Annotated in this window: 20 protein-coding genes and 1 other RNA gene; 10 read left to right on the top strand and 11 right to left on the bottom strand. The window is 67.3% G+C overall.

Going from position 1 to position 11,110, the window contains the following annotated elements; translation table 11 throughout:
* Positions 1 to 157 precede the first annotated feature (157 nt).
* The 9 genes from KK7_RS0111345 (at position 158) to KK7_RS0111310 (ending at position 5,728) form a co-directional block, all read left to right on the top strand.
* Positions 158 to 586, top strand: coding sequence for a chemotaxis protein CheW (locus tag KK7_RS0111345; RefSeq protein ID WP_010544769.1), 429 nt, complete (start codon positions 158 to 160; stop codon positions 584 to 586).
* 75 nt (positions 587 to 661) lie between these two features.
* Positions 662 to 1,027, top strand: coding sequence for a response regulator (locus KK7_RS0111340; protein WP_010544768.1), 366 nt, complete (start codon positions 662 to 664; stop codon positions 1,025 to 1,027).
* A 25-nt stretch (positions 1,028 to 1,052) separates the two neighbouring features.
* Positions 1,053 to 2,144 (top strand): chemotaxis-specific protein-glutamate methyltransferase CheB, encoded by a 1,092-nt coding sequence (gene cheB, locus KK7_RS0111335; RefSeq protein WP_010544767.1) that lies wholly within the window; start codon positions 1,053 to 1,055, stop codon positions 2,142 to 2,144.
* Positions 2,141 to 2,992 (top strand): CheR family methyltransferase, encoded by an 852-nt coding sequence (locus tag KK7_RS0111330; protein WP_010544766.1) that lies wholly within the window; start codon positions 2,141 to 2,143, stop codon positions 2,990 to 2,992. The genes cheB and KK7_RS0111330 overlap by 4 nt, the downstream gene beginning before the upstream one ends.
* Before the next feature lie 42 nt (positions 2,993 to 3,034).
* Positions 3,035 to 3,736, top strand: a complete 702-nt coding sequence (locus tag KK7_RS0111325) for an N-acetylmuramoyl-L-alanine amidase (RefSeq protein ID WP_010544765.1) — start codon at positions 3,035 to 3,037, stop codon at positions 3,734 to 3,736.
* Positions 3,737 to 3,854: 118 nt separating this feature from the next.
* Complete coding sequence (locus KK7_RS23170) at positions 3,855 to 4,415, top strand: hypothetical protein (RefSeq protein WP_193378017.1); 561 nt, start codon at positions 3,855 to 3,857, stop codon at positions 4,413 to 4,415.
* A 40-nt stretch (positions 4,416 to 4,455) separates the two neighbouring features.
* An RNA gene (gene rnpB / locus KK7_RS21550) (RNase P RNA component class A) lies at positions 4,456 to 4,834 on the top strand.
* A gap of 61 nt (positions 4,835 to 4,895) precedes the next feature.
* Complete coding sequence (locus tag KK7_RS0111315) at positions 4,896 to 5,432, top strand: J domain-containing protein (RefSeq protein WP_029623192.1); 537 nt, start codon at positions 4,896 to 4,898, stop codon at positions 5,430 to 5,432.
* Entirely contained in the window at positions 5,429 to 5,728 is a 300-nt protein-coding gene (locus KK7_RS0111310; protein WP_010544762.1) for a hypothetical protein, read from the top strand. Before KK7_RS0111315 ends, KK7_RS0111310 begins: the two co-directional genes overlap by 4 nt.
* Before the next feature lie 178 nt (positions 5,729 to 5,906).
* On the opposite strand, the gene KK7_RS0111305 is transcribed toward KK7_RS0111310, so the two are convergent.
* From KK7_RS0111305 to KK7_RS22915, 10 genes are all read right to left on the bottom strand, one after another.
* Entirely contained in the window at positions 5,907 to 6,311 is a 405-nt protein-coding gene (locus KK7_RS0111305) for a SufE family protein (RefSeq protein ID WP_010544761.1), read from the bottom strand.
* A 149-nt stretch (positions 6,312 to 6,460) separates the two neighbouring features.
* Complete coding sequence (locus KK7_RS0111295) at positions 6,461 to 6,709, bottom strand: hypothetical protein (protein WP_010544760.1); 249 nt, start codon at positions 6,707 to 6,709, stop codon at positions 6,461 to 6,463.
* Between the two features lie 24 nt (positions 6,710 to 6,733).
* Positions 6,734 to 7,012, bottom strand: coding sequence for a hypothetical protein (locus tag KK7_RS0111290; protein WP_010544759.1), 279 nt, complete (start codon positions 7,010 to 7,012; stop codon positions 6,734 to 6,736).
* 197 nt (positions 7,013 to 7,209) lie between these two features.
* Positions 7,210 to 7,476 carry a hypothetical protein gene (locus KK7_RS0111285; protein ID WP_010544758.1) on the bottom strand — a complete coding sequence of 89 codons (267 nt, stop codon included), beginning with the start codon at positions 7,474 to 7,476 and terminating at the stop codon, positions 7,210 to 7,212.
* Between the two features lie 14 nt (positions 7,477 to 7,490).
* Positions 7,491 to 7,820: a hypothetical protein gene (locus KK7_RS0111280; RefSeq protein WP_010544757.1), complete on the bottom strand. Its 330-nt coding sequence runs from the start codon at positions 7,818 to 7,820 to the stop codon at positions 7,491 to 7,493.
* A gap of 11 nt (positions 7,821 to 7,831) precedes the next feature.
* Complete coding sequence (locus KK7_RS0111275; RefSeq protein WP_010544756.1) at positions 7,832 to 8,122, bottom strand: hypothetical protein; 291 nt, start codon at positions 8,120 to 8,122, stop codon at positions 7,832 to 7,834.
* A 29-nt stretch (positions 8,123 to 8,151) separates the two neighbouring features.
* Positions 8,152 to 8,523 (bottom strand): envelope stress response membrane protein PspC, encoded by a 372-nt coding sequence (gene pspC / locus KK7_RS0111270; RefSeq protein ID WP_010544755.1) that lies wholly within the window; start codon positions 8,521 to 8,523, stop codon positions 8,152 to 8,154.
* Position 8,524: 1 nt separating this feature from the next.
* Positions 8,525 to 8,797: an envelope stress response membrane protein PspB gene (gene pspB, locus KK7_RS0111265; RefSeq protein WP_010544754.1), complete on the bottom strand. Its 273-nt coding sequence runs from the start codon at positions 8,795 to 8,797 to the stop codon at positions 8,525 to 8,527.
* A gap of 3 nt (positions 8,798 to 8,800) precedes the next feature.
* The gene (gene pspA, locus KK7_RS0111260) at positions 8,801 to 9,469 is read right to left on the bottom strand and encodes a phage shock protein PspA (RefSeq protein ID WP_010544753.1); all 669 of its coding nucleotides are present in this window, start codon (positions 9,467 to 9,469) and stop codon (positions 8,801 to 8,803) included.
* 112 nt (positions 9,470 to 9,581) lie between these two features.
* A complete protein-coding gene (locus KK7_RS22915) occupies positions 9,582 to 9,734 on the bottom strand; it encodes a hypothetical protein (RefSeq protein WP_158000001.1) in 153 nt (50 codons plus the stop codon).
* A 135-nt stretch (positions 9,735 to 9,869) separates the two neighbouring features.
* Here KK7_RS22915 and pspF point away from each other — a divergent pair, with 135 nt between their 5' ends.
* Entirely contained in the window at positions 9,870 to 10,910 is a 1,041-nt protein-coding gene (gene pspF, locus KK7_RS0111250; RefSeq protein WP_010544752.1) for a phage shock protein operon transcriptional activator, read from the top strand.
* A 20-nt stretch (positions 10,911 to 10,930) separates the two neighbouring features.
* Here the strand turns inward: pspF and KK7_RS23390 are convergent.
* A partial coding sequence (locus KK7_RS23390; protein WP_040598418.1) for a hypothetical protein occupies positions 10,931 to 11,110 on the bottom strand: 180 nt, incomplete at its 5' end.

Below are 11,110 nucleotides of genomic sequence, written 5' to 3'. Positions count from 1 at the left end.
CCGCCGACGCGGCAGAGCCGCCGGTGCGCAGCGCGCCAGTGGTGCGGCTGCGGCGCAAGCGCCAGGCCGAGCCGGGCGACGACAGCGTCTATCGCTACGATCGTGCCGGGCTGCTCTTCGCGCTCGAGGCGCGCGTGGCGCAGCGGGGAGGCCGGTGATGGCGCAGCAACTCTACCTGATCGCCGAGGTCGCCGGACGCACCGTGGCGATCGATTCCGACCAGGTCGAATCGGTGGTCGACATCGGCGAAGTGACCGCCGTTCCCCGTGCCGCCAAGCCCGTGCGCGGTCTTGCGGCGCTGCGCAGCCGGGTGGTGACGGTCGTCGACACCGAAGCGGCGCTTGGCCTGAATGGCTGCACGCTCGCCAGGCGCGCGGTCATCACCCAGATCGACGGGCATCATTACGCCATGCTGGTCGACACGCTGGACGATGTCGCCCCCTTCGAGCTGCGCCCGCTGGCGGGCGGCATCGCGCTGGAAGGCAATTGGCGGGCCGCGGCACGGGGGCTGGTCGAACGCGACGGCGAACCCATTCTGGTCGTGGATCTCGCGGCACTGGTCCCCGCCTCGGCCCTGCTTTCCTGACTCGCAGATTAACGCGATACTTACCTCTCGCGCTTAATACGGATCGACAAGATGCCTGCCAGGGGACCAGGGACCATGAAGACTTGCCTCGTCGTGGACGATTCGAAAGTTATTCGAAAAGTCGCCCGGCATATTCTTGAGACGCTCGATTTCGAGGTCCGCGAGGCCGGCGATGGTCGCGAGGCGCTCGATTCCTGCCTGGCGACGCCGCCTGACGTGGTGCTGCTCGACTGGAACATGCCGGTAATGAGCGGGATGGATTTCCTGCGCGCGCTGAAGAATTCGGGCATCGAACAGCGGCCGAAGGTGGTGTTCTGCACCACCGAGAACGGCATGGCCTATATCCGCGCCGCCATCGAGGCAGGCGCGGACGAATATGTGATGAAGCCGTTCGATCGCGAGACGCTGGAAAGCAAGCTGCAGATCGTCGGCGTCGCCTGATCCTCTTCCGCCGGAGCGCTCCCGCGTGACGAGCCTGCCCATCCCGCAGCCTGCCGAGCCCATGGCAGCCGCGCGCCAAGGCCGCGTGCTGATCGTCGACGACTCGGTCGTCGCGCGCTCGGTGCTGACCCGCATGATCGAGGGCACGTACCGCTTTCGCGTGGTCGCAGCGCTGGGCGATGCTCGGGCGGCGCTCGATTTCCTTGGCCGCGAGCGGGTCGACATCATCCTGCTCGACATCGCCATGCCTGGCATCGACGGCCTGACCGCTCTGCCGGACGTGGTGACGGCGGGGCGGGGCGCGAAGGTGCTGATCGTCTCCTCCTCGGCGGACGAAGGCGCGGCGGCGACCCTGCAGGCACTGGCGCTCGGCGCGGCGGATACGCTGGTCAAGCCCGGCGTGGGCGCGTTCGGCGGACGCTTTGCCGAGGTGCTGGAGGATCGGCTGGGCCGGCTGCTCGACATGCCGGTGGAGAGCAGCCCCGGCGGCCCTGCGCCTTCCGCCCCGGCGCCTAGGCCGGCAGGTGCCGGCGTGCAGATCGATCCCTTCCAGATCGTCGCGATCGGCGCCTCTACCGGCGGCATCCACGCGCTAAGCCAGCTGTTCCGGCAGATCCCGGCGAGCTTCCAGCTGCCGATCCTGGTGACCCAGCACCTGCCGCCCAGCTTCATGACCTATTTTGCGACCCAGCTCGCCGTGCTGGGTGCGCGCCCGTGCGACGTTGCGGAGGACCGGATGCGGATCCGGCCGGGCCGGATCGTGATCGCGCCGGGCGAGGCGCATATCAAGGTGGTGCGCACCTCCGAGGGGGCCGCGATCCGGCTGACCACCGAATGGGCGCGCAGCGGCTGCATGCCCTCGGTCGATCCGATGTTCGATAGCGTCGCCGAGGTGTTCGGTGCGCGTGCGCTGGGCGTGGTGCTGAGCGGCATGGGCCGCGACGGCTGTGAGGGTGCCGGGCGCCTGGTAGAGGCGGGTGCCAAGGTGCTGGTGCAGGATCAGGCCAGCTCGGTCGTCTGGGGCATGCCCGGCGCCGTTGCGACGGCCGGGCGGGCGAGTGCGGTGCTGCCGCCCGAAGAGATCGGCCGGCTGATCGGCCGGGGAGGCGTGCGATGATCGGCGCCGACGCACTGAGCGGCGGCGCCATGCAACTGATCGGATCCCTGCTCGAGCAGCGTACCGGCCAGCAGATCGCGGCCAACCGCGCCTGGCGGATCGAGACCGCACTGAAGCCGGTGCTCCGCGAACGCGGATTGCCCAGCCTCGACGCGCTGGTCGGCCAGTTGCTCGGGGCGCGAACGGGCGAGTTGGCCGATCAGGTGGTAGACGTGCTGCTCAACCAGGAGACGAGCTTTTTCCGTGACGTGGCGGTGCACGATCAGGTCGCCGCGGCGGCGACGGCGATGCAGGCGGAGATCGGCAACCGGCGGCTGCGAATCTGGTCGGCAGGCTGCTCCACCGGCCAGGAGCCGCTGTCGCTCGCCATGCTGTTCGCCGAGAAGGCAGAGGGGTTCCCGATGCCGCCGGAGATCGTCGCGACCGACGTGTCGGCGGCGGCCCTCGCGCGCGGGCGGGCGGGGCGCTACTCGCAGTTCGAGATCCAGCGGGGCCTGCCGGTGCGGCGGATGGTCGAATGGTTCGACACCGTTGACGGTGAATGGGTGGCTCGGCCCGAACTGGTGCGGCGCGTGCAGTTCCGCCAGCAGAACCTCACCGCCGATGCCCCGCCGCCGGGCAAGTTCGACCTGATCCTGTGCCGCAACGTGATGCTGTATTTCTCGTTGCCGCTGCGGCGCCAGGTGTTCGACCGGCTGGCGAGCGCGATCCGCCCCGGCGGCCTGCTTGTCCTGGGCGCGGGCGAGACGGTGATCGGGCTGACCGATCATTTCACCCCGAGCGAAGCCTATCGGGGGTTCTACCGGGCAAGCGGCCCCGCGGCCACGACGCTGGCGGCGGCAGGGTGATCCGGGCATTTGCCAGATACGTCGCGGGCAGTAGAAGAGCGCATGACCAGCGGCCTGGAAATACTCGATGCACCTTCCCCGAACTTCGGCGAACGTCTGTCTCCCGTCTCGATGATCGTGCTCCACTACACGGGGATGGAAAGCGGTGAGGCGGCGCTGGCGCGGCTTCGCGATCCGGAGGCGCAAGTCTCGGCGCATTATCTGATCGAGGAGGACGGCCGCATCTTTCGCCTGGTCGACGAGGGCAAGCGCGCCTGGCATGCCGGTCGATCCCATTGGCGGGGCAATGACGACGTCAATTCCGCCTCGATCGGGATCGAGATCGTCAATCCCGGGCATGAGTTCGGCTATCGGCCGTTCACGGCCGAGCAGATGAGCTCGCTGATCCCGCTGGTCGCCGACATCAAGGAGCGCCACGGCATCACGCGCGGCAATGTCGTCGGCCATTCGGACGTGGCGCCGGCGCGCAAGCAGGACCCGGGCGAACTGTTCAACTGGCACGCGCTGGCGCGCCTTCGGCTGGCGCTGCCCCGGCCGACGCGCAATCTGGTCGATCCCGGCTGGCCCGACGGCGGCTTCATGCTGGCGCTGGAGCGGTTCGGCTATGACGTGACCGATCCGGTAGCGGCGGTGACCGCCTTTCAGCGGCGGTTTCGGCCGGAGCTTATCGACGGCGAGATCGACATGGAATGCCGCTGCATCCTGCTCGCCTTGCTGCTGCCCAAGCCGCAGGGCGACGACTGAGCCTTACCGCCGGACGAATCGGGCGCCCGGTAACCATGATGGATTACGAAATCCTAAGCGAAATCTGATGAGATGCGCGCCGGAGGTATACACGGTGAGCATTTCGATCCGACCACAGATGACGCCCATGGGACCGGTGCATGTTCGCATGACCGGTGTGGTTCGGGGGGACGAGAAGGGGCCGGGGATCGGCATCGTCAACGCGCCGACCACCGCCGAGGCGACGGCGGAGCTTCACCGCGTCGCGCGCGTCTCGGGAGCGGACAGGGTCGTGAGCGTCGCCGCCGACTATCGTCGCGCCGCACTTGCCGGCGGCACCGCCAGCACCCAGTGGCGCATCGAGGTTCAGGCCTGGGGCACCGCCATGGCGCCCGCCAAGCCCGAGGCGGCCGAGCAGACGCCGGACGAGGCGCAGAATCAGGAGGCTGACAAGACGCGCGACGCCGAGGCCGCGAAGAAGGCGCAGGACGCGCAGAGCAAGGCCCGCGAAGCGGCGAAGCCGGAGGACTCACCGACCAACGCCAAGGCACCGGAACCGGCCCCTTCGCCCCAGGCTTCGGCGCCGGCGGTCCGGACCGAGGCTCCGCCGCCGCCGCCGGCGACGAGCGCTCCGTCCGCGCCTTCGCTCGACACGGCGTCCGCCCCGCCGCCCGCGCCGGTTGCGACCTCGGAACGCTGAACCGCTTGCGTGTGGCGCCCGAGGCGCTAGAGCAGGCGGGCCAGAGGATCGGGCGGCCGCCGCTTGCAGCGATGCGAGGGGAGGAAAGTCCGGGCTCCACGGAACGACGGTGGCGGGTAATGCCCGCCGGGGGTGACCCCAGGGAAAGTGCCACAGAGAGCAGACCGCCCACTGCCCCGGTTCGCCGGGGTAAGGGCAAGGGTGAAAGGGTGCGGCAAGAGCGCACCGCGCGACCGGTAACGGAAGCGGCTTGGTAAACCCCACCGGGAGCAAGACCGAATAGGGACGGCACATGCGCCTCGTTCCGGCGCGTCGTCCGGGTTGGTTGCTGGAGCGGCGGAGCGATCCGTCGCCTAGAGGAATGGTCGCCTATCCCCTTCGGGGGTGGACAGAACCCGGCTTACAGATCCTCTGGCATTACTCTTATCACGCACGCGCGGCTCTGGCCTTTGGCCGGCCCCGCGCCTATCTGGGCGGGCTATGGCGCGACACACGCGATCGATGGACTGGGGCTTTCCCCGCTGGCGCGAATACGGCTCCGAGCGCGAGGCCGCGCGCGTGCGGCTGTGCGACCGCGACGGCTGCGATCGGCCGGGCGACCGGCCGGCTCCCAAATCGCCCAACAATCCCGAACGCTGGTATTTCTGCGAGGAACATGCCGCGGAATACAACCGCAATTGGGACTATTTCGCCGGCCTTACCGCCGAAGAGGCGGCGCAGCGCGAGGCCAACGAGCGCCGCACCGCGAACGGCTATGCCCATTCGGCCACCAACAGCTGGGCGGGTCCGGGCGACGGCAGCCGCTCGCGCGACGAGATGAAGGCGCTGGAAGTGCTGGAGCTGGAAGTCGACGCGACGTTCGAGGCGGTGCGCGGCGCCTGGCGCCGGCTTGCCAAGGAATATCACCCGGACGTTCGGCCGAACGACGCCGATGCCGCCAAGCGCTTCCAGGCGATCCAGGCGGCGTACGACGTGCTCAAGACCGCCGAGGACCGGCGCCAATGGAAGCCGCAATGACCCAGCTGGTCGCGTCCAACTGGGGCAATGCGGTGCTGGTGTGCGGCAAATGCTCGAAGAAGCTCGGCGGCGGCTTCGGTCCCAAGGGGAAGACCGCGCTCGCCAAGGCGCTGCGCAAGCAGTTCGGGCTGGGCAAGGGCCGCAAGGCCGAGGTCGGCGTGGTCGAGACCAAGTGCCTGGGCGTGTGCCCCGGCGGCGCGGTGACGGTGGTGAACGGCGCGCAGGCGCGCGAGTGGCTGATCGTCAAGAAGGGCGCGGACCTGGACGAGGTCGGGCGGGAACTGGGGATTTCCTGAGGCCTTCCCCACACCGAGCGACGTGTCGGCAGGACCACCGTACCTTTTGTACGTCATCCCGGCGGAAGCCGGAATCCATTCGCCACTCGGTGCCAGTAGGAGCGGACACGTAGCCCCCAATGGATCCCGGCTTTCGCCGGGATGACGGTTTACCGGGCGCGGAGTTCCCAGCGCGGGATCAGGCGTACCTTCCCGCCGTTTCCCGGATCAGCGCGATCATGTTGGGGATGCCCTGGGTCCGGTTCGAGCTGAGCTGGTTCTTGAGGTCGAATGGGGCGAGCGCGCTCTCGATGTCGGTCGCCAGGATCTCGGCCGGGCTGCGATCCTGCACCGTCAGCAGCACCAGCGCGATGATGCCCTTGGTGATCGCCGCGTTCGAATCCGCCAGGAAGTGGAGCCGCCCATCGTCTGTCCGCGTCGGGTAGACCCACACCGAGGCCGAGCAGCCGCGCACCAGCGTCGCATCGGTCTTGAGGGGGGAGGGCATGTCCTCGAGCGCCTTGCCGAGATCGATCAGCAAGCGATAGCGATCGTCGGCGTCGAGAAACCCATATTCATCCTGGAGATCGGCAAGGCTGGTCATGGGGTTCGCGCTAGCCGTACCGTGCGCTATTTTCCAGCCTCGCGATTACTTGGTCGTCGGCGCGCCGTAGCGCAGGCCCAGCCGGGGGCGTGGCGCCCGCTCCGGCGCCGGGGCGGGCTTGGCCTCCGCCGTCGTCGGGGTCGTCTGGCTCACAGGTCCACCCCGGCGGCGATCGCTTCCAGCTTGCGGATGCGTTCCTTGAGGTCGGCCAGCTCGATCCGCGAGGCCGGGCTGGGCATCGTCGTCGCGGTCGCTTCCGGGCGGTGGCGTTCCGCCAGTTCGCGGTGCTTCAGCGCCAGCCAGCCGCGCCAGCCGGAAAGCGCCGCGGCGGTGATCATACCCAGGCCCGCCAGGCCCGATACGGCGAGAGTGATGGCGAGTTGCGGGTCGCTGGTCATCGGGGTTGCTCCCAAAAACATGGCTCAGATCCGGTTCTTGTCGCGCAGCTTCTCGATCTCGTGATCGAGCCGCAGGCTGTTTTCGTTGTCGGTGATGACGCGCTCGAGCACCTGGACGCGCTCCTTGAGGGCGCGGATCTCGTCGCGGAGGCGGTCGGCCTCGAACTTCTCGGCGGGATCGCGGACGGCAAGGCCTTCCATCCGGTTGCCCCGACCTCCCTTGATCACGCCATAGCGTGCCTGGAGCACTCTGCCGATCGTGATCACGACGATGATGGCCACGACCATTTCGAACGGGTTCATTGCACCTTACTCCCCTAGTCGGCGCGCGGCGCGCCTCAGTTTCCTGCGGGCGATGCCTCTGCGGCGCGGAGGGCGCGGCGGCGGGGGCGATCGCGGCTTTCGGCGAGGGCAATAGCTCCCCCGCACAGTGCGGCAAGCACTGCGAGCATGATGATCATCGATATTTCCTTGCTTCAGATGGGGGTGAAAACGTTTTTTCAGTTCAGCGGGGCGTCGCGCAGCTTCTCGATTTCTTCGGCGAGGCCCATGCCGCGATCGGTGATGATCCGCTCCAGCACCTGCACCCGCTGTTCGAGCCGTTCGGTGTGGGCGGCATATTGCGCGGCCTTCTCGGCGGTCAGTTGGGCTTCGATCTCCATCCGCCGCTCCTGCAGCTTCAGGAAGGGTTTGATGAAGACGCCGCCGATGATCGCCAGCAGGCCGCAGCTGATGCCGAGGATCGGGATGAGGGCAAAGCTGTCCATGGCACGGGTCCCCTTCAGTTCGAGCGGCTGCGCAGCGCCTCGATCTCGCGATCGAGCTGGTGCGCGCCATCGGTCACGATGCGCTCGACATTGGCCAGCCGGTCCTTGACCGAGCCGATCTCGGCGCGGAGCTGGGCGTTTTCCTGGCTGAGCAGCTTGATCCGCTCCAGCGCCTCGTCGTTGCGCTGGGGATAGACGGCCTTGCCCCAGCTGTTCTCGAGCGGATAGCCGTTCTTGACGCGAAGCCAGGTGGTGAACAGCCAGCCGCCGAGTGCCATGAAGCCCATCGCCAGCCCCATCAGGATGATCCATGGGAGGAACGGGGCGAGAGAAACTTCGATCATCGTTCGTCTCCTCAGCGCAGCGCGTCGATGGCGCGGGCGGTACGTTCGGCGGGATCGGTGGCGATCCGTTCCAGGACTGCGATCCGCTCCTCCAGCCGGCCGATCTGGCCTGCGAGCCGTTCATTGTCGGCTTCGAGCAGGTCGATCTTGCGGGCGGCCTCGGCATCCGCCTTGTCGATATTCTTGCCCCAGTCGTCGCTGATCGAATAGCCGTGCCGGGCACGGATCCAGTTGTTGACCAGCCACCCGATGGTGGAGATCGCCACCAGTGCGATCACGAATGCGGGCCCACCCCAGTTCATCGTGCTTCTCCCTGTTGACAGCCTGCGTCTCAGCGCAGGCTGTCGATCTCTTCGGCGAGCCGGGTGTTGCGGCTCGTGTAGAACATCTCGATGTCGGCGAGCCGGCGATCGATGTCGCGGAACTTCGAGCGGACCTCGGCGGTCGAGCGCTTGGGGCTGGAGCGGACGCCCTGCCAGAAGCGTTCGTCCTCCGGCGTGTCGTAGAGGCCCACCGGCTTGGGGTTCGCGATCCAGGCGATCACGAAATAGCCCAGGGCAACCCAGCCGGTGGCGACGGTGAGCAGCACGGTGGCCACCCGGATCCAGGTCACGTCGATCCCGGTATAATCTGCCAGGCCGGCGCAGACGCCCATGAACTTGCGGTTCTGCCGGTCGAGGTAGAATTTCGTACGAGCGGACATTTCAGTTCCTCCGTGAAGGATCGTAGCTGCCCGGTTCCGGGCGCTGGGCCGCGTGCGGGCGATAGTCGGGGTTGTCGGCGGCGATGATGCGTTCGACCGTCATCAACCGGTCTTCGAGCATGCGCGCCGTGCGATACAGGTCGTCGAGAAGGTTCTCGTCTTCCCGGGTGATGGTCCCTGCCTGCTTCCACTTCGTTACGTAGTGGAAGACGATCCAGGGCATCCCGAGGAAGAGGATGGCGCAGACGAAGACCGGAATGAGGACGTCTTCCACCAGTTACGCTCCCTTGTTCAGCCGCGCCTTCAGCGCCTCGAGTTCGGCATCGACCTTTTCCGACGAGCGGAGTTCGGCGATTTCCTCTTCGAGCGTCTTCGGGTTGCCGCCCAGGCCCATCGCATCGGCGCGGCCTTCGGCCAGATCGACGCGGCGTTCCAGGATGTCGAAGCGCGAGAAAGCGTCCTGCATCTTCGACCCGTTGGTCATTTCCCGCAAGCGGGCGCGGTTGTTGGCGCTTTCCAGGCGGGCGACGATCGAGTTCTGCCGGGTGCGTGCCTCGCGCAGCTTGTTCTGCAGCTTGTTGATGTCCTCTTCCGAGGCGCGGAGCGCTTCGTCGAGCACCGCGATCTCCTGCTGCAGCTGATCGCACATGTCGGCGGCCTTCTGGCGCTCGACCAGCGCGGCCTTGGCGAGATCCTCGCGGTCCTTCGAAAGGGCCAGCTCGGCCTTCTCGGTCCAGCTTTCCTGCAGCTTTTCCAGCTTCGCAATGTGGCGGCGCATTTCCTTCTGATCGGCGATCGTGCGCGCCGCGCTGGCGCGAACCTCGACCAGCGTTTCCTCCATCTCGAGGATGATCATGCGCACCATCTTCGCGGGGTCCTCGGCCTTGTCGAGCAGGTCGGTGACGTTGGCGGCGATGATATCGCGGGTTCGCGAGAAGATACCCATGCTATGCGCTCCTTCGTATGTTCTTTGGGGGTGCCGCCGGAAGGGATGGGGGCCCTTCCGGCGGCCCTGGCACCGCCGAGGGAGGCAATGCCAGGAGACCTCGTGTGCCGCCTCAGGCGATCGCCGGTGCCACTGCGCCAGCGGTCAGGACCAGGCTGGCGAGGAGGGCGAAGGAAACCGCCACGAAGGCGTTGCGGAGGGTGTGGATCTGGTTGGTCATGATCGTGTTCCTGAACCTTGGTAGGTTGAAGTTGGTGCCCGTCATCGGGCTTGCCGACATCTTTGCAGGAGGCGTGCCAAGTTCGAAAAATGGCGGAAAACCGTCGTTTTAATTTTGACTACAATTGTGGTTGTCAAATTCCGCTTGCTAATAGTTGGGAAAATTCGCCAAGCTTGGGGAATGGAGCGGATCACGCAGGTCATCGGCCAGTCCTCGGCCTTTCTCGACGCGCTGGAACAGGCCAGCCGCGCCGCCGGGCTCGATCGGCCGGTGCTGGTGATCGGCGAGCGCGGCACCGGCAAGGAACTGGTCGCGGAACGTCTCCATCGCCTGAGCCCGCGCTGGGACCAGCCACTGGTGACGATGAACTGCGCAGCACTTCCCGAGACGCTGATCGAGGCCGAGCTGTTCGGCCACGAGGCCGGCGCGTTCACCGGCGCCACCAAGGCGCGCACCGGCCGGTTCGAGGAAGCCGATGGGGGCACGCTGTTCCTCGACGAGCTCGGCACGCTCTCGATGGGCGCGCAGGAGCGGCTTCTGCGCGCGGTGGAATATGGCGAGATCACGCGGATCGGTTCGTCGCGTCCCGTGCGGGTGGACGTGCGCATCGTCGCGGCGACCAACGAGCATCTGCCGCACCGGGTGGAAAAGGGTACCTTCCGCGCCGATCTTCTCGACCGGCTGAGCTTCGAGGTGGTGACGCTGCCGCCGCTTCGCCACCGTGGCGGCGATGTGGAGGTGCTGGCGGACTTCTACGGCCGACGCATGGCCTCCGAACTCGGCTGGCAGGAATGGCCGGGCTGGGGGCCGCATGCGCTCGATGCGCTGCTGTCCCATGACTGGCCCGGCAATGTCCGTGAGTTGCGGAATGTGGTGGAGCGGGCAGTGTATCGCTGGGACCAGGGCGGGCCGATCGACCGGATCGAGATCGACCCCTTCGCCTCGCCCTATCGGCCGCGACCGATGGCCTCGTCGATGAACCCGGTGGAAAAGGCGGCGGAGCCAGCCGCGCCGGCCGCATCTGCGGCGCCCGCACCCCAGCCGGCCGAGCTGGGCGGAGACTTCAAGACGCGCGTGTCGCGGTTCGAGAAGCAGCTGCTCTCGCAGGCGCTGGCGGAACATCGCTTCAACCAGCGCGCTACGGCGGAGGCGCTGGGCCTCACCTACGACCAGCTGCGCCACGCGCTGCGGCGGCACGATCTGCTGGGGGCTGGCGGCTAATATTGCTAATCATTCGCAGCCTATTTGAGAGTGGTTTGCAATAAGCGAGGTTCCTCCGCGGCGCCGAGCGCGAGGGGCGGTTCGAGGATACGCTGGCGCAGCTCACGGCGATGGCGAAGCAGGCGCGGGAAGCGGTGGAGGGGTAATACAAAACTAAGCCCCTCCTCCTTGGAGGAGGGGTTGGGGTGGAGGGATTCCAG

This window comes from Sphingomonas elodea ATCC 31461 (genome assembly GCF_000226955.1).
Taxonomy (GTDB): domain Bacteria; phylum Pseudomonadota; class Alphaproteobacteria; order Sphingomonadales; family Sphingomonadaceae; genus Sphingomonas; species Sphingomonas elodea.
This window is presented reverse-complemented; position numbering and strand designations above follow the sequence as displayed.

What these genes read in the sequence shown, in the direction of transcription:
- KK7_RS0111285 (WP_010544758.1), bottom strand. Translation starts at nt 7,476, where the DNA reads ATGGACAGCTTTGCCCTCATCCCGATCCTCGGCATCAGCTGCGGCCTG.
- KK7_RS0111340 (WP_010544768.1), top strand. Translation starts at nt 662, where the DNA reads ATGAAGACTTGCCTCGTCGTGGACGATTCGAAAGTTATTCGAAAAGTC.
- KK7_RS0111315 (WP_029623192.1), top strand. Translation starts at nt 4,896, where the DNA reads ATGGCGCGACACACGCGATCGATGGACTGGGGCTTTCCCCGCTGGCGC.
- KK7_RS0111280 (WP_010544757.1), bottom strand. Translation starts at nt 7,820, where the DNA reads ATGATCGAAGTTTCTCTCGCCCCGTTCCTCCCATGGATCATCCTGATG.
- KK7_RS22915 (WP_158000001.1), bottom strand. Translation starts at nt 9,734, where the DNA reads ATGACGGGCACCAACTTCAACCTACCAAGGTTCAGGAACACGATCATG.
- KK7_RS0111325 (WP_010544765.1), top strand. Translation starts at nt 3,035, where the DNA reads ATGACCAGCGGCCTGGAAATACTCGATGCACCTTCCCCGAACTTCGGC.
- KK7_RS0111305 (WP_010544761.1), bottom strand. Translation starts at nt 6,311, where the DNA reads ATGACCAGCCTTGCCGATCTCCAGGATGAATATGGGTTTCTCGACGCC.
- KK7_RS0111345 (WP_010544769.1), top strand. Translation starts at nt 158, where the DNA reads ATGGCGCAGCAACTCTACCTGATCGCCGAGGTCGCCGGACGCACCGTG.
- KK7_RS0111310 (WP_010544762.1), top strand. Translation starts at nt 5,429, where the DNA reads ATGACCCAGCTGGTCGCGTCCAACTGGGGCAATGCGGTGCTGGTGTGC.
- KK7_RS0111290 (WP_010544759.1), bottom strand. Translation starts at nt 7,012, where the DNA reads ATGAACCCGTTCGAAATGGTCGTGGCCATCATCGTCGTGATCACGATC.
- KK7_RS0111330 (WP_010544766.1), top strand. Translation starts at nt 2,141, where the DNA reads ATGATCGGCGCCGACGCACTGAGCGGCGGCGCCATGCAACTGATCGGA.
- KK7_RS23170 (WP_193378017.1), top strand. Translation starts at nt 3,855, where the DNA reads ATGACGCCCATGGGACCGGTGCATGTTCGCATGACCGGTGTGGTTCGG.
- pspC (WP_010544755.1), bottom strand. Translation starts at nt 8,523, where the DNA reads ATGTCCGCTCGTACGAAATTCTACCTCGACCGGCAGAACCGCAAGTTC.
- KK7_RS0111295 (WP_010544760.1), bottom strand. Translation starts at nt 6,709, where the DNA reads ATGACCAGCGACCCGCAACTCGCCATCACTCTCGCCGTATCGGGCCTG.
- pspF (WP_010544752.1), top strand. Translation starts at nt 9,870, where the DNA reads ATGGAGCGGATCACGCAGGTCATCGGCCAGTCCTCGGCCTTTCTCGAC.
- KK7_RS0111275 (WP_010544756.1), bottom strand. Translation starts at nt 8,122, where the DNA reads ATGAACTGGGGTGGGCCCGCATTCGTGATCGCACTGGTGGCGATCTCC.
- pspA (WP_010544753.1), bottom strand. Translation starts at nt 9,469, where the DNA reads ATGGGTATCTTCTCGCGAACCCGCGATATCATCGCCGCCAACGTCACC.